Genomic DNA, 25,272 nt, shown 5'->3' with positions numbered 1-25,272 from the left:
ATGTGGGTGCTCCGCTCGTCGTGACGCTGGCTAGAAGAGCGAACCGCTTAACCGGGCAGATCGACATGGGGTCAAGGGGTCGGGGGTGGTCAAGGTGGTCAAAGATCGTCCGAGGGATTCGTGGCAGGCGCTCCTGAGTGGGCGTGAGGTCCAGGAAATCGCCTCCGCTACGCGATCTCCATGCGTCATTCGGCGAGCGAATCCGAATATTCGCTGTGCGCATATCAGCGCCCCAACTGGCGTGTCATCCTGCCTATCGTGGGAGCACAGGACATCGACTGGTCTGCGTTCGGGGACCTCAAGGACGCAGCACGCGCAGGGGACTTCGGATTCGTGATCCGCCGAGCTAGGCAGATAGCCGGTGGGATCACGCAGGGGCAACTCGGCGAAGCACTTGGTCTCTCACAAGCTGCTGTCTCGCGGCTGGAGAACCAGGGTGCCGCTGGCATCTACAACATGGACACACTGGCGAAAGCCGCCACAGAGCTTGGACTCCCATTCGATCTGGTCGGCCTCGCCAACCAGCAAGCGAATAGGACATCGCCTGTGGAACGGCGTGAATTCCTCACAGCAGCTCTCGCCACCGCTGCTCAGCCCATCAGCACAGCAGCCGCATCAACACCTGCTTGGGACAACTCCCAGGCAGCGTCTCTGCGCATCGCCACGAGTTCGTTCCGGCGCCTGGACTCGACCGTCGCGTCCCGAGACCTCTCGGAGGCCGTCAAGTCCCACCTGCGTCTGGTCCAGATCATCGCCGGTGACGCCCCTGACGATGCGCACCGATCCCGAATGGCCTCCGTCGGGTCGGAAGCCGCCTCGTTCGCCGCATGGCTGGCGTGGGACATGGCCGACCACGGCTCCGCACGTCGCCTGTACGGGTCCTCGATCAAGGCCGCCCGCAGTTCGGGCAACCCGCTCCTGACCGCCTACCAGACCGGCAGCCTCGCCTCCTTCGAGGCCGAGACCGGCACCCCCCACGAGGCGTTGCGCCTCGTCACCCACGCACGGCAACAGCTCGGGGCGAACCTCTCACCCCTCGCCTCCGCCTGGCTCTCCGCGATCGAGGCCGTCGCCCATGCAACCAGCGGTCAACACCGCGCCTGCGACCGCGCGATGAAGGCGTGCGAACAGAACGCCGCACGTATCCCGGACGCCGACCCCGTCGCCTGGCCGTGGATCTTCGCGTTCGACGAGCGGAAGATCGCGGCCTGCCGCATCACCTGCACCGCGCGCCTGGGCCAGCCCCTCCACACCCGAATCGGCGAGCAGGAGATCGCCTCCGCGTTGAGCAGCAGCCACGACAAACAGCGAGCCCTGCTGACCCTCGATGTCGCGACCGGATACATCGCGACCAAGGAAATCGAGACTGCTTTCACGCTCGCCCAACGCGCTCTGCAGGAAGGGATGCGACTCCGCTCCGGCAAGATCACTGAACGGGCCCGCGCCCTCCGCCGCGCCTACTCCTCACCCCGGCCGCCGAGTATCGTGCGCGAATTCGACGACCAGCTCCACACCGCCTACCTGTAGGAGAACGCCCCATGCGCGTCGGTATCACGGGACACCGCGGCCTGCCTGAACCAGTCGAGGCCCAGGTCCGCACTCTGCTGCTGGAACACGTCGAGACGTACGATGCCCGCGATCTCGTCGGCATTAGCTGCGTCGCTGATGGGCCCGACACTTGGTGGGCCCAAGCGGTCGTTGCCGCGGGCGGACAGATTGAGGTGGTCGTGCCGGCGGCTGAGTACCGGGAAAGCCTTCCGGAATGGCACCACCCCGTCTACGACGACCTCATGGAGCGGGCCAGCGACGTGCACGACACTGGTCTCAAGGAGTCGACCTCCGAAGCCCACCAGGCCGGGAGTGAGATCCTGGTAGGCCTCTCCGAGCGGCTTGTCGCCGTCTGGGACGGCCAACCCGCCCGTGGCTACGGTGGAACCGCCGATGTTGTCGCCTACGCGGAGCGCGTTGGAGTTCCCGTCGTGATCCTGTGGCCCGAAGACGCCTCGCGGTAGTACACCGAAGGCCACGGCCCGTCGTGCATCCGTGTGAGCCATGCGCGGCTGCGCTCGGTGTGGCTCGGGGCGGGCTCATTCACACCCTTGCGTACACCCGTTCGAGGAGGCAGGGTTCCAGGGCACCGCAGCACGTCATCAGCCCCTTCACTGGAAGTGAGCGAGGACGACTATGGCCAACCGAGAACCGTCCAGCAGCGCCGGCGAGCCTGGGCTCCTGATCGCCGTCAAGCAACTAGCCCGTGTGCAAGACCGCTTCGATACCCAGGAGTCCGACCCCACCGGTACCTCCGCCGGGGACGACGGAGAGAACCGCGACGGCCTGAACCACCCCGAGGCGTAGGCGCAGTATCTCTCCGCACGGGGCCCGCCGCTGTCTGCGGCGGGCCCGCCCTCACACTTCCCGGAGGACATGTGCAGCACCAGCTTGTTCACGCCATCGAGTCCGCGCTCGGTTGGGACGGCCCGGCCCCCATGGGAGCCGCATTCACTAGGGGCAGCATCCCCGCCCCGGCCCTGCTGCCTCGGCTGATGACCCCAGTCCGGCTACTCGACACCGTGATGCGCCGTGGTCTTTCGCACCCCCAGTTCCGGGCGTTCCAGGAAGGGCGTGAGCTTCACCCCGGCGAGTATTTCACCGACACGGTCACCCGCCGCGGTCAGGGCATCCGGTTCGCGAACATGACGCGCCTTGGGGCGCTGATGCGCGAGGGCTGCACTCTGGTCCTTGATGAACTCGACTTCTTCGACCCCACCCTTGAGGTCGCCTGCCGGGCGTTGCAGTGGTGGTCTCGCGAGCTGGTCCAGGTGAATGCGTACCTCACGACCCAGGACGCGGCCGGGTTCGCGTTGCACTGGGACGACCATGATGTGGTGATCCTGCAGCTGGCCGGCGAGAAGTCGTGGGACGTGCGTGGAGTGTCCCGACCAGCGCCGATGTACCGGGACGCCGAGCCGAACAACACCCCGCCGGAACAGTCCATATGGCGGGGGACGCTCAAGGCCGGGGACGTCATGCACATCCCCCGAGGTCACTGGCACCAGGCCACCCGTACCGACAGCGGCGACGGGTACAGCCTGCACTTGACGTTCGGATTCGTGAAGCGCACCGGAGTGAACTGGCTGACGTGGCTGGCCGACCAGTGCCGGCGGGAGGAGGTGTTCCGTGCGGACCTGGACCGGTGGGGCACGCCGGAGGGGAAGGCCGAGCAGACCGCCGCGCTCGAGTCCGCGACCGCTCGCCTGGTCGACGAGTTCCCTCCGGCCGCCTTCCTCGCAGCCCGCGAGCAGGAGCGCACGGCCGCCCGGCACGTGCAGACCGTCGGCCTGTTCGGGCCGCCGACCGCCGTGGTGTGCGTGACCGAGTTCCCGCCGCTCGTCGAGACGGACGGCGAACACGTCGCCGTGACCGCCACGGGTAAGCGCCTCACCTTCCATGCCAAGGCGCTGCCCGCGCTGCGCCTGTTCCTGTCCGGCGTACCGGTGGAGATCGAGCAGGCAGGCATTGAGACCGGCATCAACGCTGGGGAACTCGCTGACATCCTGATCCGGGAGGGGCTGTGCGCGGAGATGACCGACGAATTGTTCTCGGGCTATATCGGTCTGGTCCCTCCCGTGCCGTCCTCGAACGGGCTCTAGAGGTTGGCATCACCGCAGTCGATACGGCCTACAACTACGGCCGGTACGAGGGGCACCGGGCGCTCGCAAGTGAGGCAGGTGAACTCCTGGGCCGGTTCGAGGTGTCGACCAAAGTGGGGTACTTCCCCGACGGTCACGACCTCGACCCAGTCCGGCTGCGGACCGCCGTAGCCGAGGCGGGGGAGGCCCTTGGTCGGGTGCCCGACACGGTGTTCCTGCACAATCCGGAGCACGATCCTGGACGGTTCGCGGTTGCGTGCGAAGCGCTCGCTACCTGTCAGGCGGCCGGTCTGTGCAGGGCGTGGGGTGTCGCCACGTGGAACCCGCTGCCCCTGGTGCCGGTCGCGGCCGGGCTATCAGTACGGCCAGAGGTGGTGATGGTGCGGGCAGGGCTGGCCGTGCCCGGCCCGGTCCTGGACGCCGCCGAGAACCTTGCCCATGAGATGAGTGCCAGGACGGTGTGGGGTATGGCACCCTTTGCTGGCAATCCCTCAGATCAGGTCTGGTCCGGCATCGACACCGGCTTGTTCCTCGAGCCAGGGCAGCCAGCCGTTTCGAGCGTCCAGGCCAGGCTGGCAGCAGCGTTCGCCGTCCCCTCCGTCAGCAGGATCGCCGTGGGCACTTCCCGCCCGGACCACCTCGCAGAGCTCGCCGCCGCTACCCGCGTCGCGGCCAGCGCGCAGACGGTTCACGCCTACCGCACACTGCTACGGGAACGGGCCGGACACGGAAAGGAAGCAGCCCGTGCAGCCCACCATGGATGACCTGTCGACCATCAGCCACGAAGACGTCCTTGCCGAAGCGGAGAAGCGCACCGGCCGCGTCCTCGACCGCAGCCGCGCCCACTACTCCCAGTACAACGGGACGGCCGGGTTCCCGACCTCGGCGGGCACATGGGTGCGGCTGGCGTGGGTACGGCCCGGCGCATTCAGCGCGCAGTCGTGGACCGGGCTGGAAGCGTCCGTCGCGATCGAAGGCGTGCCGCGACCGGACTGGTTCGCGGGCTCAATGTGGCACGACGAGAGCCGGGGGGTGGTGTGGCGGGTCGATGAGATGAGCCTCGCCACCGCCCCCGCGCTCTCGCCGACCGGCACCGTCGACCGAGATCCCAACCTGACAGACGCGTGGTGGGCTGACCTGCGTACGGCGCTGGGGAACCTGGCCAGGCACGAGACGAGCCGGGTATGCGTCCAGCAGGGCCACCTCTCCAGGCGGATCGGGGAGGTGTACGGCGACCAGGTCGACACGACAGTGGCGGAGTGGACGTGCGCACACGGCGACGTCGGATACGCCAACCTCACCGCCGCCCCACTCACCCTGCTCGATTGGGAGGACTGGGGGCTGGCGCCTGCTGGCTGGGACGCGGCCTGTCTGTGGTCAGCCTCGCTGCCGGTCCCCGACCTGGCGGCCCGTGTCCTCAACGAGTTCGATGACATCCTCAACACGCGGACCGGTCAGCTGTCGCGGCTGATGCTGTGCGCGAACGTGGCGCGGGCGTACCGGCGGACGGGGAAGGCAGGGCCGCTGACCGGCGCCATGCAGGCTGCGGCCTCCGAACTGCTGGCCTCCCTGAGTTGAACGCCGGCGAGCAGATGAACTCCTCAGAGGCGCATCGAGACTGGAAAGGTCCCAGGAGCTTCGGCAGGGTGGCATTCCGCCACCTCGACTGCACCAAGGGTCAGTTGAGCACTACGTTGGATCTGCACCCGCCCCTGAACTACTTCCGGGGCGGGTCCGGTCAACGTGGTCAAAGATCACTTTCAGTGGCGGGGGCGCAGAATGGCGCGCGAGAGAAACGAACGGCTGGCCGCACTTCTCCTGGAAGCTGGCTGGTCACGAGCGCAGGCCGCCGCTGCGTACAACCGGGTCGCCGTTGAGACGCTGAATGGCAAGGTGCGTGAGAACTCCAAGATCGGACGCTCCCACGTAACCATGTGGGTGGGAGGCACGCAGCCGACGGGGATCGCGCCCGCTATCTTGTGCCAGGCGCTGTCCCGTCGTCTGAAGCGTGAGATCACGCCACAAGAGATTGGGTTCGCAGCTTCCACCTCGCCAGCGCAGGAGGCGCTGGACTGGCGCGTCGATCCGTTGATCGCGCTGAACGACTTGGGGAGTGGAGTGGACACGGACCGGCGTCGACTGCTGGCGGGAGGGGTGTACTCCGCGGCGGCCCTGATCCTGCCGGACGAGACGTGGTGGGACGCCATGGCCCAACCGCCGGCCGAGGAGCCCCCGGCGGGCAAACGCGTCGGCCGCGGAGACGTCGAGACCGTACGGGAACTGACCCAGGCGTTCTCGCGCATGGACCAGCGGCGCGGCGGCGGCCACGGCCGACGCGCGGTCGACGAGTATCTAAGGACCGAGGCGCACGACTTTCTCCGAGGCCGATTCGCCAACGACCAGACGCGGCGCGCGATGTTCTCGGCCTCTGCCGAGCTTGCATACGTGTCAGGGTGGATGGCCTTCGACAACAGCGAGCACCCGATCGCGCTCCAGCGCTTCAACACCGCGGTGAAGCTGGCTGCCCGGTCTGGCGATGCCCCCCTGAGCGGGCACATCCTGCGGGCCATGGCACACCAGGCACTCGACATGGGGTTTCGACGCGAAGCCCTCCAGATCGCGCAGGCTTCAGTGCACGGCGAGCGGTACGCGGCCGCCACCCCACGCGAACGAGCACTCCTCGGCGTGGTGCACGCGCGGACCCTCGCCGCGAACGGCCACAACCATGAGGCGGCACAGGCCCTGCTGCGCGCTGAGGACGATCTGTCGAATGCGCACGACGGGATCAGGGAGCCGGACCGGACGTTCTTCTTCGGCGAGGCGTCCTTGGCCCACGAGACCGCATGCACCCTGCGGGACCTCGGCGATCATCAGCGGGCGGTCAAGGAGTTCCGGCGCTCCGTGCGTACGCGCGGAGCTGCGTTCCGCCGCACGCACGCGGTCACCCTCGGCTACATGGGGGCGACGCAGATTGCCCAGGGTGGCGTCGAGGAGGCGTGCGCAACGTGGACCAGCGTGCTGGACGCGATGGAGGACGGGATCTACTCCGGCCGGGCCCGGCAGAGGGTCGTCGACATGCGGCACCTGCTGTCGCCCTACCGCAAGCGAGGCATCCCCGCGGTGGGCGTGCTCGATGCCCGCGCGGCCTCGTACCTCGCCCAAGTAGATTGATCACGCGTGTCGCTGAAATCGAGTCGAAGGGCTGGGGCCATGGCTTTGGAGATCAAACCAATCGGGGAAGTCGTCGAAGGCCGTACCGAGGTCGCCGACGACTATTGGGGCGGCGTCGAGTCGGTGATTCAGCTCGACGAGGGCGAGTTCCCCCTCGACTCCGTTCAGGGCCTGGAGGAGTTCTCCCACCTGGTGGTCGTGTGGCACTTCGACCAGGCATCGCCTGACGACATCGAGTACCACGCCCGTAGCCCGCGCGGGAACGCGCAGTGGCCGGCGACTGGGACGTTCGCGCATCGCAATCATCGGCGCCCCAACCAATTGGCTCAGAGCTTCCCCCGGCTGCTGAAAGTCGATGGACTCAAGTTGCACGTGACCGATCTGGACGCAGTGGTCGGCACGAAGATTTACGACCTCTCCCCATACTTCGCCGAGATGGGCCCGCGAGGCACGGTCCACGAGCCTGCCTGGCCCGGTGAGATGCTGGCCGACTACTGGTCAGGCAAGTCGTGACCGCCGCGTAGTCGGCATCGACGGCACTACCGAGAGTCAGAGTGGCCCTGACCTGCGTGGCCATCCAGATTGTCCTGGTAAACGATGGCCACAGCGCGCATGCCGAGAGCTTCGTAGAACGCTCGGCCGCTTTCGTTGCGGGGCGAGCAGTGGACGATGAGGGGCCCGAGTTCCCGCTCACGTGCCCACGTACGGACGTAGTCGACCAGGGCGCGTCCTTCGCCGCCGCCGCGGTGCTCGGGCTCGACCCACATCTCGTGGATTACACAGCACCCCCGGTCGTCGGGCCCGGCGATGATGTAGCCGTGCTCGGTACGGTGTTTCATCCCGGCCGGGGGCGCGGGGCGCTCGGGATCGAACGGCATCGTTACCGGGTCTCCATTCGTCTGGCCATGGTGGCGCCTGCGTCGTATCCGACGTTGTCGCCCCACAGGCCAGGTCGCCAGCATGTCGTTGATTCCCTGGTGCGCAGGCCGCGCGCAGCCAGTACCCACTGTTGCTGATGTGCAACAGTGGGTAGGTTCCGTGGATGATTTCGAAGGGACGACACCAAAACGGGGACGTTGCTGCGGCCCTCGACCGCGCGAAGAAGCGGTGCCGGGTGGTACCAGACAAGAACGGCCACAGGTGGGGATGGGTAGTGTGTTGCTCTTGTGGAGCACGGCTCACCGTGTCAGGCACTCCGAAGAACCCCGGCAACGAAGCGAAGCGCATCGACCGGTTCGTCAAGGAACATCAGCACTGAAAGGGGCGGTTCCGTGTCCGAGTGGAGTTTCACCCTTCGTATCAACCAGCCCCTCACGCCTGAGCAGGCCGACGTCTTCGACCACTGCGACGCGTTCGCCGACGGATCCGTTTCGTACATCCTCGCCCCAGATGACCCCCACCAGTACAGGCACCACCCTGACCCCTCCAAGCTGAGGGAACTGTCCTGCGACGTCGAGGCACCGACGCTCCTCGACGCCATTGCTCAGGTAGCACGCAACCTCCAGCTCATCCCGGGCCTGCGCGCCGTCGGAGTCCGCCACGATGACACGGTCACCCTCGACGAGGCCGCACAACGCTGCGACCGGAGTCGCCAGTCCTTGGTACAGCTCTCCCGTGACCAGCGTGGACCGGCCGGATTCCCAGAACCCGAATCCGGCGCGGAGGGAACAGAGTTCTACTCGTGGCGCGAGATCGCTAAGTTCCTGCGAAGCATCGGCGACACCGTTCCCGAGCCCTCCCGTGATCTCGTTATCGCAGACCAGGTACTGCGCCTCGCCCACGAACTCGAGGGTGTTGATGTGGACCCGGGCACGCTGCGGGCTCTGGGCCTGCCAGCGACCTGACCTGGCTACCCAGCGGTAGCCGCCGGCGCCTCCGTGCTTTGGCATGGCAGTGGTCGCTCGCTGGATGCACCCGTCCTAACGTGAGTGGCTGCCCCCCGGGCTCCCGTCGGCGGGGAGCCGGGCTCCTCCCGGACGACAACTCCGCCCCTGATGGGGCGGTACCCGGAGATGGGCCCCGCGCATGACGACCGGCGCTGAACGCATTCTCTCGTCGTCATGGAGCTCGCCCCGCATGTCATCTGACCTGCGGTGACGTGGTCGGGCGTAACGGATTCCGCGATGGGACGTAAGAGTCCGTGAGGGCTCGTCCCTCGCACGCCTACCAAGGAGATGCCCCTCCATGAGCACCACGTTTGCCGTGTCCACAGCCGTGGATACTCCTGCCCAGTGGCTGGACTGGGAGCAGGTCTATATACGGCTCCAGCCCCGTGCCGCCGAAGAACTGGCGCTTGCCGCAGGGTTCCCGATCTTCCCGCCCCCGCTGCCGACTACGACCGTCAAGGTTCGTACCGAGGTGCCGTGCCCGGCCTGCGGACGCGGCCAGGTGTCGCGGTCCTGGCGCATGGAACGCCGTGTGCTCGTCGCCGGAGCAGGGTGTCGGCGGAAGCACGTGTTCGTGATGGAGCCGCCTCTGTCCTTCCTGTGGATGGAGGGAGAGGCATGAGCGCCCTGGCCGTCGAGAAACCAACTCCTGTATGGGCAGGGCGGGTTGTCGTGCGCAGTGCGGGCCGGATGGAGCTGCATGTCGCCGTCCAGGGGGCCCAGGTGCCCTCCGCGATCATGTTCACGGTGCCGGTGGAGTGCCGTCCGGACGTCGAGTCCGCGCCGGGCGTGCGGCCTTGGACGGGACCGGTCGACGAGGGGCGCCTGTGCGCATCGTGCCTGCGGGTGCTGCGCGGCGAGCCCGAGCCGGAACCGGCCCGCAGAGTGCCCGCGTCCACGGTCGAGGCCCTTGCGGGGTCGGGCCTGGAGCGGAAGGGGTGCCTGTGGGCGGTTCCGGACCTGCCGACGTACACCGCCCCGAGCCTGCCGGCCGAGCACGGCGGGCGGCCCATCCGCTGGTCGGAGTGGGTTGAGGCGCCAAAGTTGTCGCACTACTCCGCGGCATGCGACTGGTGCGGGGACACGGGGCCGTGCCTCATGACGGGGGGCCGTCAGGGCAATCCGCTCGCGAAGGACAACCCGCTGCGCTGGTTCGTCGCTTACCGCTGCTCCTACTGCCAGGACATGCGTGTGTATGAGCAGATCGGATCCGCGGGCCTACAGTCGATCGCCACCTTCAAGCCCAAGTCCCCCAAGGGAGCGCGTGCATGAGCATGACCACCGACCCGTCCGCCGAGCTGCTGCGGGAGGTCGCGCTCATTGCGTGCGGCCGACGCGAGGGCAAGACACACTCGTGCCCGTCGTGCGCCCGGAAGGCCCCGGCCCTGCTCAACATCGCCGTCACCGGAGCCCTGGACGCCCTCGCGGCCGCGATCTGCGGCAGCCACAACAGCGCCTGCCAGGACTGCCGCAGCAAGGCGGAGACGATCATCCACGAGACGTCGGAGACGCTGTGCGCCGCCTGAGCGGGGAGATTGACCAGCAGGCGTCGAGGACTCGTTTCATGGGGCAACTGCTGCCGCTGGAGGGCTGGCTCAACATTGAACTGCACTGCCACCTCGACGGCGTCGGCCCCTCCGACCGGCACCCGGACCTCGCCCAGGTCCTTGTGTCGGTGCCGCCGCCCGAGGAGCCCGGCCGCTGCGATCCACGGGTGGAGCCCCTGGCCGACTACGTCTGCAAGGTGATGGAGATGGGCGCGGCCATCGAGGAGATCGAGCGGGAGTTGCCCGGCACGGGCGAGCGGTACCGGTACCTCGCGGAGGCCCTGGTGCCGTGGCTCGTGGCGGCCCCGCGCCGGGAGTTGAAGGACGCGTGGGACCGCGGGTACGAGGCCGGACGCCGTAAAGCCGACGGCCCCTGACCAAATAGGCCGGCCCTCCACACAGCCGAACGACGGGCTGCCGAGTTACAGTGATCACCTAACCGAATACGGGCCCAGGGCCCACCTCCTCGGCGGAGAGCAACCGCCGACAGACCCAAACCGAAAGGCCACGCGATGATCGCGCGTACGCTTCTTGCTGCCTTCCCCAGGTGACGTGACCTGCCCGACCGGGCTTCACCCCTTTCTCGTCACGTCACCTCTGCGGAAGGCCCCCGATGAAAGACACCCGACTGCGCCGCGCTGCCGCCGCGGTGGCCGGCGCGTCCATCGCCGTGTGCCGGTTCTGCGGGCGCCTGCGCTACGAACTGGCCCCAGCTGCCGCGACGTTCGGTCTGACCGCGATGTCGTGGTGGCACCACGCCACCGGTGTGGGCTGGCCTGACCACACCGGCTACGGCCTGGCAGCGGCCGCTACGGGCGCGCTGTGCGCGAAGGGCCTGGAGCACAAGAACACCAAGGCCGCGGCGGTCGGCCTCGGCGGCGCGGTGATGTCCGTGGACGCCTGGCTCGGGGCGGCGCTCGGCCCGTCCGTCCCCTCCTTCATCGCGACTGGCGTCACGATGATCGGCGCCTACGGCATGTACGTGCCGTGGTTGGTGAAGGCCCGTCACGACCGCATGAACCTCCAGATCAAGGCCGTGAAGAACGGCGCCCTGCCGGACTCGATGGGCGTCAACGTCGCCGCTCCGGGCGTGACCGGCGACAGCGTGGAGGAGACCGCACTGCGCCGCGCCCTCGTCGCCCTCGGTGTGCCCGCTCAGGACGTCTCGCGGATCGTGTTCACCGACACCGGATGGCACGCCGCGGTTGCGCTCCCGCCCGGCCGGAACACCTCTGCCGAGGCTGTCATCGCCAAGCAGACCCAGCTTGAGGCGAACCTCGACCTGCCAGGGAAGCTGCGCCTCGCCGTCGGCGCACAGGCCAACCAGCTCATCGTGCGCATGCAGACGCACGACCCGCTCGCGGACACCGTGGCATGGCCGGGGCCCGCCATCACGTCGGTAGAGCAGTCGCTGCCCATCGGCATCTACCCGGACGGCACGCCGATCTTTATCGACCTCGTGGCCGGTCACGTCCTGATCGCAGGCGGCACCGACATGGGCAAGTCCGGGGTCATCAACTGCGTCACCGGGAACCTGGTCGCCTGTGCGGACGCCGAGATCCTGGGCATCGACATGAAGCCCGGCGCGCTCGAGTTGGGCCCCTGGCGTCGCAACATGCTCGCGCTGGCCGACGGCCCTGACGCGGCCCGCCAGGTCCTCACCATGGTCAAGGCGGAGATGATCCGCCGCGGTAAGTACCTGGCGACCCTGCGGGGTCCGAAGGGCGAGCCCGTTCGGAAGTGGACGAGCGAGCACGGGCCGTACTGGATTCTCATCGTTGACGAGCTGGCCGAACTGCTGCGCCAGGCCCCCGACGTGGCCTCGGAGCTGGTCACCATAAACCAGGTGGCCCGTGCCATGGGCATCCGGGTGATCGCGGCGACGCAGTCCCCCAGCGAGCAGGCGTTCGGCGGGAAGGGCACGGACGCCCGCCAGCAGTACAGCACCCGCATCGGCCTGCCCGTGTTCGAGGCCGAGCCCATCAACATGATCTTCGGTAGGGGTGCGTACGGGCGCGGCTGGCGCCTCGATTGGCTCGACCTGCCTGGCAAGGTCATGGTCGCGTCCAGGCGGTACGAGAAACCGCATGAGGGCCGCTGCTACTACGTGACGGACGGGGACATCGTCGTCGTCTCCACGGAGCACGCCCGCTATGAGGAGGAGCTGCCCGCCGAGCCTGCGCGGGCGCACCCGCAGCCGGAGGACGACCCCGACCCCGAGTCGCCGACTCCGCCCCCCGGCGGGCGTGGTCCGCGCGGCGGCCGGCCGGTTCTCCGCGCCGTACCGACGTTCCCGGACGGCTCCCGCATCCCCGATAACCGGCTCGCGTTGTGGGAGGCCCTGCAGAAGGCCGGGCCCGAGGGGCTGACGCTCCCGGAGGCCGTCGCCCAGGGCATCGCGGGTCACCGCACCTCGGTGCAGGGACCGGTCTCCCAGTGGGTTGCGAAGGGCTGGGTCGACGACTCCGGCACCCGCGGCCGCGCGAAGGTCTACGTCCTCACCGCCGCCGATCACACCCCAACGATCACAGTCCCGTCTCTGGAGAAGGAGAACGCCATTGCCCGGTAAGCCCGTGATCCCGGCGAACGTCTACCCGTACGAGCAGATGGCGCAGCACATGCCCGTCGAGCAGTACCACGCTGCTGTGCCGGCCACCTGTCAGTGCGGGCACGGCCACGGCCAGCCCGTGCAGCAGATCATCGTGAAGCAGGCGGACCAATGGGGCCGGTACGTTGCACTGGGGTTTGCCGCAGCGGCCATCGCAGTGATGCTGCTCGTCGGCCTGGTGGTGACGCTGATCGCCGCCGGAGCGTGCGCCTTGTGCATAGCGGTCGCTGCGCGGGCATTGCGGGGCTTGGCCGAAGGCGGGAAGAAGAAGTAGACCGAGGGGCCTCGTCTGAGGTCCCTCGGGCGTTGCCGGACTGATCAGGCGCAGCGACTACGGCGATTCCGGCCCGTAGGCCACCGTCGCTCGCTCATGTGGTGCTCAGTCGACTCGCAGGTCTTCGGCCCACGCGTTGGCCACGGCCGCGCTGTCCGGGTCAAGGCGGGCAAGCCGCGACAGGAGCCCAGCGAGTTCGTTCAACTCCGAGGGGTAGAAGCGTCGTCCGCGGGCCGCGATACGCGCCTTGTCCTGCCTCTCCTGCTCCTCTGCGTCGGAGACGCCCTCCAGGCTCCCGTGCTCGTCGATCTGAAGGGGCGTTCCGATGTTCCCGGCCTGGATGACCAGTCCGTGCGCCGTACCGCCGGTGATGATGTTCGTGTGACTCATGGTGATCCTCCTCCCAGGGAACGAGCGTCCGAGGAGGCTACAAGTCAGTCGATCTTGCATTCGATCCGGGGTGGGGTACGACATGGCATGATCCACCCCTATGGGGAGAAACAGGTGGGGGAAGATCGTGGCCGGCATGCTGCTCGCAGCCACGGGGATGGGGACGAGCGCCTGCGGCGGTGACGCCGAGGCGCAGAAGAAGGCGACCGCGACACCGAAGGTGGCGAGCGTGGCCGAAGCGACGAAGACCTTCCAGGACGCCGTCGCCGACTTCGATGCCAGCGACGGATGCCCGAAGGCCGCTGGCGAGTGCTGGGAGAAGATGAAGGCGGTCGCCGGGCCAGCGCGGGAGCTGCGGAAGGCGATGAACGCCGACAAGAAGACCGGCGCGGAGTTCTACTCCCCGGCGTACGCCCTCATCGGCAAGATGGAGGACGGGATGGACGTCGGCGAGGACACGTTCACCAACAGGCCCGCGGTGCTCGGGTCGGCACATGACCTTTGCGATTGGCTGGACGAGCACCCGACGCAGTAGGGACTGCCCGCGCAGCGGCCGCCGGGCCGGGGTCGTGAGTCAGGATCGGGAGGTCGCCATGGGCGGTGCGCTCCGGGAACTGCCGCAACCGCCGCTGGCCCGCCTCTGTTTGCTGTGGCGAGCGGTCACATACGGGTACTACGGTGCCAGGAGCTGATCACCGAGCTGGGGGATGCTGTGCATCAAACAAAGACCGCCACCTTCACATCTGCCAGCGGCCTGGCCTTCAGCCGCCCCGATGCAACCAACAGCGGCGAGGAGAGCGCCCCGACGCTGCTCTGCCCTTACTGCGATGCCGACACCCACCGCACCTTTCACCTCGACGGCACCAGCGCCACTATCGAGTGCCCCAACCAGCACCGCTTCCACGACCCGGAGGTTCATCCCCACACGGTGCGCCAGGCCCAGCATCTCGTCTTCGTGGGACAGGACGCCTACCTGCCCATCGGCCACGTCCAGGTCCTGACGGTGCCGGCCCTGGACGACGACCGTACGCTGGCAACCCGCCCTGCCAAACCCCGCATGTGGACCAAGCAAGAGCCGGGCCCGGAGTGGCAAGTCGCCCACGCCGTGGACCAGGGATGGCCCGCGGTCACGCGGGCGTTCCAACTCGCCCGTCGGGTCATGTCCGTAGCCCTGCCACACGCCGGCGACCTGTGGGCCGACCTCCATCCCTCCGTGGGAGGCGACCCGGTCGACGCGCACATGACCACGGTGCTCCTCGCCTTGTGGATCTACGAGACCTATCCCCGCTACTCCCACGACCGGACGCCGCTCGAGGAGCTCGCCTTCCCCGACATCGGCGACGGCATCATCCCCTGGCACAGCAACGATCAGCTGCGGCATGCGCGGCCCGCTGTCGTGATCGGCAACCGGCAAGTGTCCGCGCTGCGGGCAACTGACGTAGCTCGGCTGGAGAACGCCGACCGGAAAGCCGTGATCTCTTGGGGCCGATGGGCGTACCACGCGCTGCAGACCGCCAACAACGTCATCAACGCTCACCGCGACTCGCTGTCGAAGATCCCGAGCACAGGCGCTGCCCGCCTCATGGACCTCACCAGCGTCGCTCATCCCGCCACCTGGCCGGACGAACAAACCTGGTACCACGACTTCACCCCCCAGGTGACCCGCTCACCAGCAGCTGCGCGCCATCGCACCAGCCGTTCTCGCACTCCGGCGCGGTATGGGTACTCCCTCTGTCAGTACGCGGCGGGATGCGGATAGCGTGTGCGCATGGGCTGGAAGCAGGCATACGAACGGGCGGACGAGCTGACCGCGGCCGACCAGCCGTTGCGCGAAAGCTGGGAGTACCACGGGGTGCGAGGCATCCTCGCCGTCGCTCTTGCCGCCCTCGGCGAGAGCGTGGCGACGGACACACTGGTGCGGCACCTGGACCAGGGGCCCGCACACGTACGGCAGTTGGCCGTCGCGCTCGTCGGAGAACACCTGGCCAGCGGGACGGACATCGACCCGGCGGCCGTGGACATGGACGACCCTCAGATGGCGACATGGGTGTGGCTGACGCGGACTTGGCCCGCGGACGGGCCCTGGGAAATGCCACGCGGCACTGCCCGCGGGCGGTCCGACCCGGCACTGGACATCCTCACGGCATGGGCAGCCTTGGCCGCCCAGCGGAGCGGCTCTGGCCGGAGTACCGCGACGAGTGACCTGGTCGACGAGCACGAGCAGCCCGCTGCGCCCGTCGGCTTCCCGGCCCGCTACCCAAGCGTGTGGTCAGCATGCACAGTATGGGCGCAGGCACTGATGCTGTGGCATCACGAGACCCATCCCGAGGTGTGGCTCACCGCCAACGCCTCGCACGATGACACCCAGGCCGTCGAGGCTCTGCTGACCGCCGCGCTGGTCGACACTGCCTGCAGGCGGGGCCTCGCCGCTGAGGCCGACGGCTCCCAGATCCACCTCACCCCTCTCACGCCGCTCTGCGATGTCCTGGGCATTCCGTACCGGTGGGAGCGCGTCGTTGAGATGCTGGCCCGCCTCGCCGGGCAATTCAGCCCTGCACAGAACCTGCTGGAGGCCGTCCAGCTTCCAGGGCCGCCAGGAGAAGACGACGAGGCGTACCGCAAGCTGCTCAAGCTCACCGAAGCCGTCGTTCTCGCCAACGCCAAAGCCGCCCCGCTGCCAGCGGAAACCACCATGAAGCAACTCACCGCCGGCGATGTGCCGCGGCTGGTGGACCAAGCACCTGCCCTCGCGCAGGCGGCACGGCGCCGACACGACACCGACCGGGCCATGAACGGGCCGGACGACTCCCCATCCGGGAATGCATAACCGTGAGTCCTCGCTGCTGCCCGGCCATCAACACAGCGGGCAGCCCGCGTCGTTCTCGTCAAGGTCGGTGCAGACGACGCAGTCCTGTTCGCCGTCCTTGGAGGGCGGGGTGTCGCTCAAGTCGAGCCCGCACAGCGACTGGTCCGGCTCACAGCAGTAGAAGTGGGCGATCTTGTCGTTCAGCGCCGTCGCCGTCGTGGTGGCTGCCGCGGCTGAGAGCTCGCCGCGGACACGCGCGACCACGGTTCGGGTGGCCTGGGAGAGGGCTGCGAGGAACGGGTCCGACATGGACAGGGAGAGTAGCGCGACCGGCCTGGCGGCGGCAGCCTGGAACTACCAGAAGGCCGGGGTGCGCCCGCATCCGTTCGCGATCCGTCGGGTCGAGGCGTCGCGGGGCGTCGTTCATGTTTCCGAATCTACTCACGGCTGGGTTGGTTGCTTCAGTTGAGGAGGCCGCGGCGGCGTGGCTTGTGTAGGGGCTCCGGCTCGTAAAGGGCCAAGAGGACGGCTTCGGCCCGGTCCGGCGACTTCATGCCGCGCGCCTTCATGGCCTTCTTCGACTCGATCTGGGTGTAGCCGCTCGTCGTCGACAGCAGCTTCGGGGTGGAGAGCTGCGCGCCGGCCTTCTTATCGACGTGGAGGCGGAGCCGGCCGCGGCCGGAGGACGGGTCCGGCTGGAGGAGGCTCCTGGTCGCCAACCACATCTCGTCCCGCTTGCGCCACGGGCGCATGACGGCGCCAGGGTCGTCCTGGCTCGGGGACTCCGACACCATGACGCCAACGATCTGGGCGTGGTGCCGGCCTGTCTCCGCCCACCGCTGGAGCATGCTGACCACGCCGTGGCCGATGCCGTTCTGGTCCACCTTGACGCGCACGGAGTGCGGGGAGTTCAGGGCGTCGGCCAGGCGCTGCGCGGCGTGGATCTCCTCGAGGACCTTCTCCGCGACGGAGACCTGGTTGTCGTTCGCGGCACCGGCGGAAGCGTGCCGGAACTCCACGGCGTCGCCCACGGAGCGGTACACGGTGAATTCGTCGCCGCCGTCCGCTGCGACGTCGACGCCGAGGCGGACCCAGGCGCCTTCGCGGACGGTGTGCTGTGCGGTCTCGCCTTCCAGGCCGAGGTCGCACAGGCGGTGCCAGCCGTCGCCGGTGGGGTCTTCGTAGGACATGGCGCCCTCGACCCAGCTTGGCGGGACGACGATGCCGCCACCGCCCTTGGGGAACCGGGCGTACACCTTGGCGATCACGTACGGGTGGTCTTCGCCGTACGACCTGATAGTGCGGTCCACCCAGTCCTGGTCGGGCATGTGGTCGGCGAGCGAGTGCCGGGCGACGCCCGAGGGGCAGTCGGTGCAGTACGGGGCGAGTTCACCGGTGATCGCTGGGGAGTCGAGGGAAGAGATCGGGATGGTGACGGTGGTCGGCTCGCTGACGTCATCGCCCTCGATGCACAGTTCCTCGAACCAACTGGCCGGGTCGTCCATTGCGGGGTTCCCGATGGCCAGCATCGCCGCGTGCCCGCCGGTCAGCAGGTTGTTGGTGCCGTGGCCGATCATCGGGGCGATACCGCCCGCCTCGTCGACGATGAGCAGCAGGTGGGGCATGTGGATGCCCTGCATGGCCGCCTCGTCGTTGGCGGGCGCGGAAAAGCCGTAGGCGGCCACGAAGTCGTTGCCGTACGGGTCAGGCATCTTGTACTGGACGGTGTCGCAGTAGCCCGGCAGGCCGGCGCGCGGCACCACCTTGCGGATGTGCGGCCAGAGCTGCCGCTGCACCTGGCGGAAGCGGGTCGCGGTCGTGATGCACAGCGCGGTGCCGACGGGATAGACGTTGGTGAACCAGACGGCGGCGCGGGCGGCGAGGTGGGTCTTGCCCACACCGAATCCGGCGGGGACGGCAACGCGCTTGTGGTCGACGAGGGCGTCGAGTACGGCGCGCTGTTTGCTCCACAGGCTCTCGCCGAGGACGTCTTCGACGAACCCGGACGGAGAGTCCCGCCACAGGCCGTACAGGGAGCCCGTTGCTCGTTCGACTTCCGTCATGACGACGGCGCGTTCGCGGGCGGTCAGGTGGCGTTTGAAGGTGTTGCGGCGCTCGGTGGGCGGCAGGCGCAGGAGGATGTCGGCGACGCTGGCGGCGTCGCGGGAGATGACCCCGGGCCGGGCGTGCTGCAGCCTGGACGCCGAGGGGGCCACGCGGGTGCGTGTCGGCTGCTCAGGCTGCGTACGGGACATGATCGAGACGGTGCCGCTCTGGCCGGGGTTGTGTCGCGGTCTGGCCGGGGGCCCATGCCCTGACGCCCGACCAGACCGCGAGGTCCGGCGCGGTGTGACTTCGGTGCCCGTGTCCGTGGGCTTCGCGCCGGAGTTCTGGGGCGAAGCCCGCGCAACCGGGGGGAGGGTCGCGCGGGCCTCGGTACCTAGTAGTACGTCGGGGGGCAGATCTTGTTACACCTGCACCATGCTGGGCTCGTCGAGAGGTTCGACGGGGTCGACGACCAGGCCCAGGAGCGTGTTGCGCTCGTCGTTCGTGCGGCGTATCGCTTCGAGGATGATCGCCGCTTCCGCGACGGCGACGGACCGCTCGTCCGGGGTCAGGCGGTACCAGGGCGCGATGTGCGTGCCGGCTGCGGCCAGGACCTCGCGACGGGTCTCGTAGTAGTGGCGGGCGAGCGGCAGTGTGCCGGGCATGGTCGTCATATCGGAGGGAACGCCGGCGCGCCCGATTCTGTGACAGCGCGCCGGGCCTCGTGCCCTTCGCTGCGGTTACTGGCGGGCGCCTGCCTGCTCGTCTGCGGCCGTGACCGTGGCGGGCTTTCCGTCCTGAAGCTGCTGGAGACGCTTCAACGTTGCGGAGAGCATGGCCTGTGCGCCCGAGGGGTCGCCTCCGGTGGCACCGTCGATCTTCACGCGGATGTTGACCCTGCCGGAGCGGACGTAACCGTAGACGCTGTCGTCGCTGGCGCCCGGGTTGATCACAAGCGTGTTCTCGTCGCCCACGGGCCGCTTGGGCTTCTGCTCCTTGCTCGTCTCGTGCCCCTTCCATGAGGCGTAGGCGCTGTGCGCGTCCTCGGCCGTATCGAAGAGGCAGATGTGCAGGAACCCCATGTTGACCGTGGAGCCGTTGTATTCGTAGTCGACGTCGGAGCCTCGGACCCATCCCTTGGGAGTGGAGTCGTCGTCCGTCTTGTTGCAGTACGGACCTTCGGTCGTCGACTTGTCGCCGTGGAGGGTGTATCTGGGAAGCGTCTCGCCGTCGCCCAGCAGGGCCTGGGTCAGGTGCGCCTGACTGAGTTCCTTGGTGATCGGCTTCGGGGCCGGGGAGGAGGAGACCGGCTTGTTGCCGCCCGAGTCCGAGGCTGAATCCGGCTTGTCGCTGCTGGAGGAGCACGCGGTAAGCGCGGTCAGTCCGACAAGGGCAGTAGCGAGGGCGGCTCGTACACGTGACATGAGCACAGCCTATCCAGCTTGATCACCGACGAGCCTGACCCTGCTGGTGAGGCCAGGGCCTCCCCTGCGAAGCGATGCCGACGGTGCCTGAGCGAAGCGAAGGCAACGTAACTACTTGATGGTGGTGCTTGATGTTCTTACTAAAGGGGCCTGAACTGCCGGAACCCGGAGCACCGGTAGCCGGTTACACCGGCGCCGGATTCTCAGGCCCCGGTCACCGGCGACTGAAAACCCGGCCCCGGTCGTGCTGAGGGGCCGGGCCGAGGGGCGGCCAGCTCAGTGGCCGCGGCGCCGCTTCGCCGCGTTCTTCACGTCCCGGACGTACTTCGGGGTGACGTCACCAAGCTTGGCGATGCGGTCCGTGCTCCAGTCGTACGGCTCCTCGGTCAGCACGAGCGCGGAGTCCTGAAGGAACGGCATCGCGGCCTTCCTGCGTGCGGAAGCAACCGACACCGTCGCGGCGAGGGGCGGCAGCCGGTCCGCTGCGTCCTCGATGCGCGGCACGCCGGCCTTCTTCGCGGCCCCGCGGCGCTCGTCCGCGGTCATGCGGGCGTTGAGGTCGCCGCCGGGGTTGATCGTCGCCTTCTTGTCGCCGTGCAGGGCGATGCGTCGCATCTCGGAGTAGGCGTTGGGGAGGATGCCGAGGACCTTGTCCAGGCCGCGGACACCTTCGTAGAACCACAGGCTCAGGGCGGCCTGGTTACGCTCCTCGGCGTGCGCGGCGATCTCGAGGTCGGCCTGCTGCACGATCTCGCAGGCCCTCTTGAATCGGTCGTCAGGGCGGGCGATCTTGCCCAGCTCCTCATTGACCTTGCGCTCGGCGTCGGTGCGCAGCTTCTTGTGCTCGGGGACCGTGAGGTTGTGGTGCGCAGCGGGCATGACTGGCCTCCGTCGGGTGGTGGCACCTCGGGGTGCCGGCGAAGGCTGGGGCAACCCCATGCCAAACGAACCCGGAAATAGTACAGCTCGGGGCGCAGTCTTGTCATGGTGACCTCTTTGCGCCCCGCCTGAGCAGGGCGAACCCGAATCGGCCGAGCATGATCACCGTCCCTTCGACGTCACCCGACGTACCTGGATCGCGGGAGTGCGGGGCGTCTGTGAGGGCGAGCCGGCCGACGGCCGTATGTGGGACGGCGCCGCGGCGCAGCACACCGCGCCCGGCCAGCTGCTTCATAGCCACCACAGCAGCCGCCGGAGCCATCGGTGGTGTCTGGGGAGCGGCTGGAACTCCTCGCTGTCCTTTGCCCACGGGTCGTTCTTCCGGGCCTTGTACTCGGCGTGCGAATGCAAAGGGAGCACGGCCCAGGTTCGGTGGCCGAAGGTGATGGCGGGCCCGCAGATGCCGTACGGCCGCTCGTTGCGGCTGTAGGTGTAGCCGATGGCGAACCAGATGCCAGGCGTCTTCGTGGTCCAAGTGCCGGCCGTCCACCGGCCGAAGTCGACGAACCCCGGGGCCCCGCGCTTCATCGGGTCGCTCCCACCGAGGTGCGAACACCATCCGGGGTGAGCTGGTACACCCGCCCGTCGGGGTAGCGGACCTCGACCTGGTCGGGCAGCTGCGGGCGCCTGACCTTCCAACCGGCCTCGTACGACGGCTTCGGGTGGTCCTCGAACCAGCCGTTGCACGTCGTGCAGACAAGCAGCAGGTTATGCGCCTGGTTGATCCACGTCTCCCTGGCGCCGCCCATGCCGCGGTTCACGCGGTGGTGGATCGTTAGCCGGTGCACGGAGTCGCAGCGCACGCATCGGCCACCGTCGCGCTGATAGACGAGGTCGCGGACTGTGTCCGTGGGGCCGGTGCGTCGTCGTGCCACGTCGAACTCCGTCCTGCCCGGCCACCGGCCGCAGAGCGCGGCCACGGGGAGCGGCGGGGCGAGCGACGGGAGAGTGGACGGCGGCCGCGCCTTACGTCGCGCTCTGCAGCACCTGCCATCTGACAGCTCCGCACACCGGGCAGAATTCCGTCAGGGGCCAGCCAGCTGCGAGTGCGGGCCGCACCCCACCCGCAAGCACTGAATTCGACGTGATGCCCCCTACAACCGGGCCTCTTGCGCCAGTACCGTGGCTTGCTCACGCGGTGGGGACACGGACCTCGGGGGCTTCCAGTGGCGGGGAACGCACTGACGCTCGGGCAATTGATCGCCAAGGCCCGCAGACGCAAAGGATGGCCGCAGCGGGACTTGGCCGCGATGCTCGACAAGTCGGAGAGTTGGGTTTCCCAGGTGGAGCGGGACGTGATCCCGGTCAACAGCCTGGAGACACTGCGTCACATTTGCGATGTCCTGGAAGTCCCCCTGCCTGAACTCCTCGGCGCCGCACCGCCGCCTGGGCAACCGCCAGTATGGGCTCGCCGCCGGTCCGCCTCCACTAGGGTTGTTCGCAATCTTGGTCCCGAGGAAGGTGACGACCCCGTGCGACGCCGTGAACTTCTGGCCGCTGCGGCCGTGGTCTTCGCCTCCGCCCCGGCCAGCGCCACGCCGGCCGAGGCCAGTACCCTCGCACCGCTCGAAGACCTTCTCCTCTACGGAACGGCCTCCGTGCCCGAGGACAGTGACGTGTCACCAGCTGGCGTCGCCGCCGGGGTGAAGGCGTCCCGGCAGCACTTCCGGGCCGCCCGCTACGACACGCTGGCCCGGAACCTACCGGGCCAGATCGCCCAGGCTCGGGCTCTCCGATCGACCGAGATCTCGGCCACAGCGGTCGCCGACCTTTACAACATCGCTGCCCGCCTGTGCATCAAACTTGGCGAGGACGGGCTTGTGGCGATTACCGCGGACCGTGCGCTGAACTCCGCGCGGATCGGCGGGGACGCGCTGACGATCGCCGAGGCCCACCGGATGGTCTCCAGCGCTTGGCGCCGCCAGGGCCACCTGGCACGAGCCACCGACATCGCTGTGAGGGCCGCGCAGGGCGTTCGGGCTGACCGCGATACCTCCGAGCCAGCACGGTTGGCCGCGAGCAGTTCGCTGCTGGCGACGGCCGCGTACACGGCGGCGAAGATGGGCGACCGACAGACCGCGCATGCGCTGATCGGGGAAGCGGCCGACACCGCTGAAGCCGGCCGGGCGACCCCCGATGCCCGCACCGACGCAGGGCTTCAGCAGGTACTGATGCATCAGTTGTCGGTCCACTACCTGCTCGGGGATGCCGGGCAGGCGATCGACCTGGCCAAGACCATCGACCCCACCATCCTGCCGACCGCTGAACGGCAGGGGCGATTCTTCATCGACGTCGCCCGCTGTTTCGACCAGTGGGGCAAGCCCGAGCAGTGCTACCGGTCCCTGCTGGCAGCCGAGCACGCCGCGCCGCAGGAAATCCGCCGCGGGGCGGTCAAGGATCTGGCCAACAGCCTGCTCCGCCATGACCGGAGCCTTCCCGGCGTCCGCGCCTTCGCAGGCCGCGCGGGCGTGACCTTCAACTGAGCCAACCCGCAAGAGGTTTGCTACCTCGCAGCCCGTTTGCGGATCTGCCCTTCCTCGCGGCGGTTGACTCGTCTCAGCCGCCAGGGGCCGCGCACGGCCGGCCTCTCCTCGCCCCAGGCGGCGGTGATGACCACCCCGTCTTCGAGGAGTCGCTCCATGGACGCCACCCAGATCGCCCCACCGCCGCCCACCGTGGGCGGCGGTAGTGACCAGCTCCAGGCCGACATCGCTGCCGCTCTGCGCTCCAGGACCACGCTCCCGCCGTATGACGACGTCCTCCAGATGATCGAAACCCTCAAGGGGCACCTTGCCCCGCTGGTCGACCAGGCCAAAGAGCACGTCAACGAGCACCGCCCGGGAGGCGGCACATGGCGCCAGACGATCGCCGGGGCTGAGTTCCAGCTCCGGGCCGGACCCGGCAACGGCCTGGTTTCGGCCACTCACCGCCTCCAGCCCCTTGCCCGGTGTCTGCTGCACCTCCACCGGCAGCTGCACCGCGACGTGGGAGGCAGCCGGTGAGGGGCCGCCACCGCGGCGGGGAACCGCAGCTGGACGTGTGGTTGGGGCGGCTGTGGCTGCTGGGCACCACCGCCGGCCTGACCCTCCTGGCCGCATTGACCGTCCAGCACGACGGCGATGGCACCCGGGGCGCCGCAGTCTCGACGCCCGACACCGACCCGGCGTCGCCCTCCTAGACGCCGCAGGAGAGCTTCCCGCCGAAACCTCGGCGGGAGAACCGGAACAGAGAAGGAGTTAAGAGATGAAGCGTCTGATCGTCTCGAAGCGCACGGTGAAGGCCGCGCGCACCCAGGACCGCCTGAGCGACGGCGGCGGCACCGGCAAGGGCGACGGCAACGACTGATCGGAGCCGTAAATGACCGCCATCACTGCGGCGGTCCGGAGCCTCGGCGGGGACTTCCCCGCCGAGGCATTCGGCCGCACCTACCGCCTCTGGCCCCACACCGGCGACTTCTCCGCCCTGTTCACCTGGGACGACCTCAACGGGATCATCGCCCGGCACCGCCTCGAGCCGCCGCGGCTGCGGCTGTTCAACGACGGCACCCAAGTCCCGCAACACGCCTACACCCACCCGGTGGTCTCCAAGCGCCACACCGTCTGGCACCGCATCGAGCCAGCCAACCTCCACCACCAGCTCAAAGACGGCGCCTCCCTCGTCCTGGACGCCGTCGACGCCCTCCACCCCGGCGTGGAGAACCTTGCGGAAGCCCTCGAACGACACTTCCGTACCGACGTACAGGTCAACCTCTACGCCTCATGGACCGCGAAAGAAGGCTTCGGCGTCCACTTCGACGACCACGATGTGGTGGTCGTCCAGCTCGAAGGCGCCAAGCGGTGGAAAATCTACGAACCCACCCGCATCGACCCGCTCCGCGTCGACATCGAAGCACCCGACCCGCCGGACGGCGACCCAGTCACCGAGATCACTCTCCGCGCCGGCGACATGCTCTACCTGCCCCGCGGATGGTGGCACGCCGTGGCCGCTACCGAAGGCCGCTCCCTGCACCTGACGTGCGGTCTGAAGCCCGCCACCGGCGCCGACCTGCTCTCGTGGCTGGCGGACCAGCTGCGGGCCTCGGCTACTGTCCGCGCGACCCTGCCCTACTTCGCCTCCGCCGACGAACAGTCGACGTATGTGGAAACGCTGCGCAAGGAGTTCGCCGAAGCCCTGCACGGCCGTGTGATCGAGGAGTTCGTCAAATCGAGGGGAACCATGGACCCGGGGCGGCCGATGCCGTCTCTGCCGTTTGTGGACGGCATCCCCGCCGACGAAAGCCTCCGCGTCCGCCTGACCGCGACCGGCGCGTGGTACACGGTGGACGGCCAGGGCCGCGTCGTGTTCAGCGCAGGCGGCCAAGAGTGGACGTTCGCCGCCCCGGTCCTCGACGTGATCAAGCCCCTTATCCAGGGAAGCACCTCGACGCTGGGTGACCTGGCGGTAAGCTCCTCGCTCCCCGTCGGCCAAGTCGCCGCACTGGTCACCGAGCTGGTGGTGGCCGACATCGCCGCCGTCAGCTGGAGAAAGTAGC

At 68.5% G+C, this 25,272-nt stretch carries 31 protein-coding genes; 22 read left to right on the top strand and 9 right to left on the bottom strand.

Translation table 11 applies throughout. The features are described from left to right. The first annotated feature begins 258 nt into the window (after positions 1–258). From ACIRPT_RS21250 to ACIRPT_RS21215, 8 genes are all read left to right on the top strand, one after another. Complete coding sequence (locus ACIRPT_RS21250; RefSeq protein ID WP_403829197.1) at positions 259–1,527, top strand: helix-turn-helix domain-containing protein; 1,269 nt, start codon at positions 259–261, stop codon at positions 1,525–1,527. Between the two features lie 11 nt (positions 1,528–1,538). Continuing rightward, on the top strand, positions 1,539–2,012 hold the full coding sequence (locus ACIRPT_RS21245) for a hypothetical protein (protein WP_403829195.1): 474 nt from the start codon (positions 1,539–1,541) through the stop codon (positions 2,010–2,012). Between the two features lie 172 nt (positions 2,013–2,184). Further along, complete coding sequence (locus ACIRPT_RS21240; protein WP_403829192.1) at positions 2,185–2,355, top strand: hypothetical protein; 171 nt, start codon at positions 2,185–2,187, stop codon at positions 2,353–2,355. Between the two features lie 71 nt (positions 2,356–2,426). Then, on the top strand, positions 2,427–3,650 hold the full coding sequence (locus ACIRPT_RS21235; protein ID WP_403829189.1) for a JmjC domain-containing protein: 1,224 nt from the start codon (positions 2,427–2,429) through the stop codon (positions 3,648–3,650). Continuing rightward, positions 3,572–4,414, top strand: coding sequence for an aldo/keto reductase (locus ACIRPT_RS21230; RefSeq protein ID WP_403829187.1), 843 nt, complete (start codon positions 3,572–3,574; stop codon positions 4,412–4,414). Before ACIRPT_RS21235 ends, ACIRPT_RS21230 begins: the two co-directional genes overlap by 79 nt. Further along, positions 4,395–5,228 (top strand): aminoglycoside phosphotransferase, encoded by an 834-nt coding sequence (locus ACIRPT_RS21225; protein WP_403829185.1) that lies wholly within the window; start codon positions 4,395–4,397, stop codon positions 5,226–5,228. Before ACIRPT_RS21230 ends, ACIRPT_RS21225 begins: the two co-directional genes overlap by 20 nt. A gap of 201 nt (positions 5,229–5,429) precedes the next feature. Further along, positions 5,430–6,821 carry a Tat pathway signal protein gene (locus ACIRPT_RS21220; RefSeq protein ID WP_403829182.1) on the top strand — a complete coding sequence of 464 codons (1,392 nt, stop codon included), beginning with the start codon at positions 5,430–5,432 and terminating at the stop codon, positions 6,819–6,821. Between the two features lie 39 nt (positions 6,822–6,860). Further along, positions 6,861–7,334 (top strand): TrmO family methyltransferase, encoded by a 474-nt coding sequence (locus ACIRPT_RS21215; RefSeq protein ID WP_403829180.1) that lies wholly within the window; start codon positions 6,861–6,863, stop codon positions 7,332–7,334. A gap of 26 nt (positions 7,335–7,360) precedes the next feature. Here the strand turns inward: ACIRPT_RS21215 and ACIRPT_RS21210 are convergent, their stop codons facing one another. Further along, on the bottom strand, positions 7,361–7,699 hold the full coding sequence (locus ACIRPT_RS21210; protein ID WP_403829178.1) for a GNAT family N-acetyltransferase: 339 nt from the start codon (positions 7,697–7,699) through the stop codon (positions 7,361–7,363). A 393-nt stretch (positions 7,700–8,092) separates the two neighbouring features. Here ACIRPT_RS21210 and ACIRPT_RS21205 point away from each other — a divergent pair, with 393 nt between their 5' ends. The 7 genes from ACIRPT_RS21205 to ACIRPT_RS21175 all read left to right on the top strand — a co-directional run bounded on the left by ACIRPT_RS21205 (position 8,093) and on the right by ACIRPT_RS21175 (position 13,136). Beyond that, the gene (locus tag ACIRPT_RS21205) at positions 8,093–8,665 is read left to right on the top strand and encodes a hypothetical protein (protein WP_403829175.1); all 573 of its coding nucleotides are present in this window, start codon (positions 8,093–8,095) and stop codon (positions 8,663–8,665) included. Between the two features lie 340 nt (positions 8,666–9,005). Further along, entirely contained in the window at positions 9,006–9,329 is a 324-nt protein-coding gene (locus tag ACIRPT_RS21200) for a hypothetical protein (RefSeq protein ID WP_403829173.1), read from the top strand. After that, positions 9,326–9,979, top strand: a complete 654-nt coding sequence (locus tag ACIRPT_RS21195; RefSeq protein WP_403829170.1) for a hypothetical protein — start codon at positions 9,326–9,328, stop codon at positions 9,977–9,979. Before ACIRPT_RS21200 ends, ACIRPT_RS21195 begins: the two co-directional genes overlap by 4 nt. After that, positions 9,976–10,233 (top strand): hypothetical protein, encoded by a 258-nt coding sequence (locus ACIRPT_RS21190; protein WP_403829167.1) that lies wholly within the window; start codon positions 9,976–9,978, stop codon positions 10,231–10,233. The genes ACIRPT_RS21195 and ACIRPT_RS21190 overlap by 4 nt, the downstream gene beginning before the upstream one ends. 38 nt (positions 10,234–10,271) lie before the next feature. After that, the gene (locus ACIRPT_RS21185; protein WP_403829164.1) at positions 10,272–10,631 is read left to right on the top strand and encodes a hypothetical protein; all 360 of its coding nucleotides are present in this window, start codon (positions 10,272–10,274) and stop codon (positions 10,629–10,631) included. Positions 10,632–10,867: 236 nt separating this feature from the next. After that, positions 10,868–12,823: a hypothetical protein gene (locus ACIRPT_RS21180; protein WP_403829162.1), complete on the top strand. Its 1,956-nt coding sequence runs from the start codon at positions 10,868–10,870 to the stop codon at positions 12,821–12,823. After that, positions 12,813–13,136, top strand: coding sequence for a hypothetical protein (locus tag ACIRPT_RS21175; protein ID WP_403829159.1), 324 nt, complete (start codon positions 12,813–12,815; stop codon positions 13,134–13,136). Before ACIRPT_RS21180 ends, ACIRPT_RS21175 begins: the two co-directional genes overlap by 11 nt. A 105-nt stretch (positions 13,137–13,241) precedes the next feature. Here the strand turns inward: ACIRPT_RS21175 and ACIRPT_RS21170 are convergent, their stop codons facing one another. Next, positions 13,242–13,526: a hypothetical protein gene (locus tag ACIRPT_RS21170; RefSeq protein ID WP_403829156.1), complete on the bottom strand. Its 285-nt coding sequence runs from the start codon at positions 13,524–13,526 to the stop codon at positions 13,242–13,244. Between the two features lie 136 nt (positions 13,527–13,662). Here ACIRPT_RS21170 and ACIRPT_RS21165 point away from each other — a divergent pair, with 136 nt between their 5' ends. The 3 genes from ACIRPT_RS21165 (at position 13,663) to ACIRPT_RS21155 (ending at position 16,353) form a co-directional block, all read left to right on the top strand. Then, positions 13,663–14,061, top strand: coding sequence for a hypothetical protein (locus ACIRPT_RS21165; protein WP_403829154.1), 399 nt, complete (start codon positions 13,663–13,665; stop codon positions 14,059–14,061). A gap of 177 nt (positions 14,062–14,238) precedes the next feature. Further along, entirely contained in the window at positions 14,239–15,285 is a 1,047-nt protein-coding gene (locus ACIRPT_RS21160) for a hypothetical protein (protein ID WP_403829151.1), read from the top strand. Positions 15,286–15,294: 9 nt separating this feature from the next. Beyond that, a complete protein-coding gene (locus ACIRPT_RS21155) occupies positions 15,295–16,353 on the top strand; it encodes a hypothetical protein (RefSeq protein WP_403829149.1) in 1,059 nt (352 codons plus the stop codon). 27 nt (positions 16,354–16,380) lie between these two features. On the opposite strand, the gene ACIRPT_RS21150 is transcribed toward ACIRPT_RS21155, so the two are convergent. From ACIRPT_RS21150 to ACIRPT_RS21120, 7 genes are all read right to left on the bottom strand, one after another. Beyond that, positions 16,381–16,641, bottom strand: a complete 261-nt coding sequence (locus ACIRPT_RS21150; protein ID WP_403829146.1) for a hypothetical protein — start codon at positions 16,639–16,641, stop codon at positions 16,381–16,383. A 152-nt stretch (positions 16,642–16,793) separates the two neighbouring features. Continuing rightward, a complete protein-coding gene (locus ACIRPT_RS21145; protein WP_403829144.1) occupies positions 16,794–18,587 on the bottom strand; it encodes a hypothetical protein in 1,794 nt (597 codons plus the stop codon). A gap of 213 nt (positions 18,588–18,800) precedes the next feature. Then, positions 18,801–19,043: a hypothetical protein gene (locus ACIRPT_RS21140; RefSeq protein WP_403829141.1), complete on the bottom strand. Its 243-nt coding sequence runs from the start codon at positions 19,041–19,043 to the stop codon at positions 18,801–18,803. Between the two features lie 75 nt (positions 19,044–19,118). After that, positions 19,119–19,802 (bottom strand): hypothetical protein, encoded by a 684-nt coding sequence (locus tag ACIRPT_RS21135; RefSeq protein ID WP_403829139.1) that lies wholly within the window; start codon positions 19,800–19,802, stop codon positions 19,119–19,121. Between the two features lie 276 nt (positions 19,803–20,078). Continuing rightward, complete coding sequence (locus tag ACIRPT_RS21130; RefSeq protein ID WP_403829136.1) at positions 20,079–20,681, bottom strand: hypothetical protein; 603 nt, start codon at positions 20,679–20,681, stop codon at positions 20,079–20,081. Positions 20,682–20,972: 291 nt separating this feature from the next. Next, a complete protein-coding gene (locus ACIRPT_RS21125) occupies positions 20,973–21,269 on the bottom strand; it encodes a hypothetical protein (RefSeq protein ID WP_403829134.1) in 297 nt (98 codons plus the stop codon). Next, positions 21,266–21,616: an HNH endonuclease gene (locus ACIRPT_RS21120; protein WP_403829132.1), complete on the bottom strand. Its 351-nt coding sequence runs from the start codon at positions 21,614–21,616 to the stop codon at positions 21,266–21,268. Before ACIRPT_RS21120 ends, ACIRPT_RS21125 begins: the two co-directional genes overlap by 4 nt. A 291-nt stretch (positions 21,617–21,907) precedes the next feature. Between ACIRPT_RS21120 and ACIRPT_RS21115 the strand changes: the two genes are divergently transcribed. The 4 genes from ACIRPT_RS21115 (at position 21,908) to ACIRPT_RS21100 (ending at position 25,271) form a co-directional block, all read left to right on the top strand. Beyond that, entirely contained in the window at positions 21,908–23,224 is a 1,317-nt protein-coding gene (locus tag ACIRPT_RS21115) for a helix-turn-helix domain-containing protein (RefSeq protein ID WP_403829130.1), read from the top strand. A 156-nt stretch (positions 23,225–23,380) separates the two neighbouring features. Further along, positions 23,381–23,743, top strand: coding sequence for a DUF6415 family natural product biosynthesis protein (locus ACIRPT_RS21110; protein ID WP_403829128.1), 363 nt, complete (start codon positions 23,381–23,383; stop codon positions 23,741–23,743). Beyond that, a complete protein-coding gene (locus tag ACIRPT_RS21105) occupies positions 23,740–23,919 on the top strand; it encodes a hypothetical protein (protein WP_403829125.1) in 180 nt (59 codons plus the stop codon). Before ACIRPT_RS21110 ends, ACIRPT_RS21105 begins: the two co-directional genes overlap by 4 nt. Positions 23,920–24,098: 179 nt before the next feature. Then, positions 24,099–25,271 carry a cupin domain-containing protein gene (locus tag ACIRPT_RS21100; RefSeq protein WP_403829123.1) on the top strand — a complete coding sequence of 391 codons (1,173 nt, stop codon included), beginning with the start codon at positions 24,099–24,101 and terminating at the stop codon, positions 25,269–25,271. The last annotated feature ends 1 nt before the right edge of the window (position 25,272 follow it).

The sequence above is a fragment of the Streptomyces sp. NPDC101227 genome (assembly GCF_044767545.1).
Taxonomy (GTDB): Bacteria; Actinomycetota; Actinomycetes; order Streptomycetales; family Streptomycetaceae; genus Streptomyces.
The sequence above is the reverse complement of the archived record's forward strand: the minus strand, read 5'-3'. Positions and strand labels throughout refer to the sequence as shown.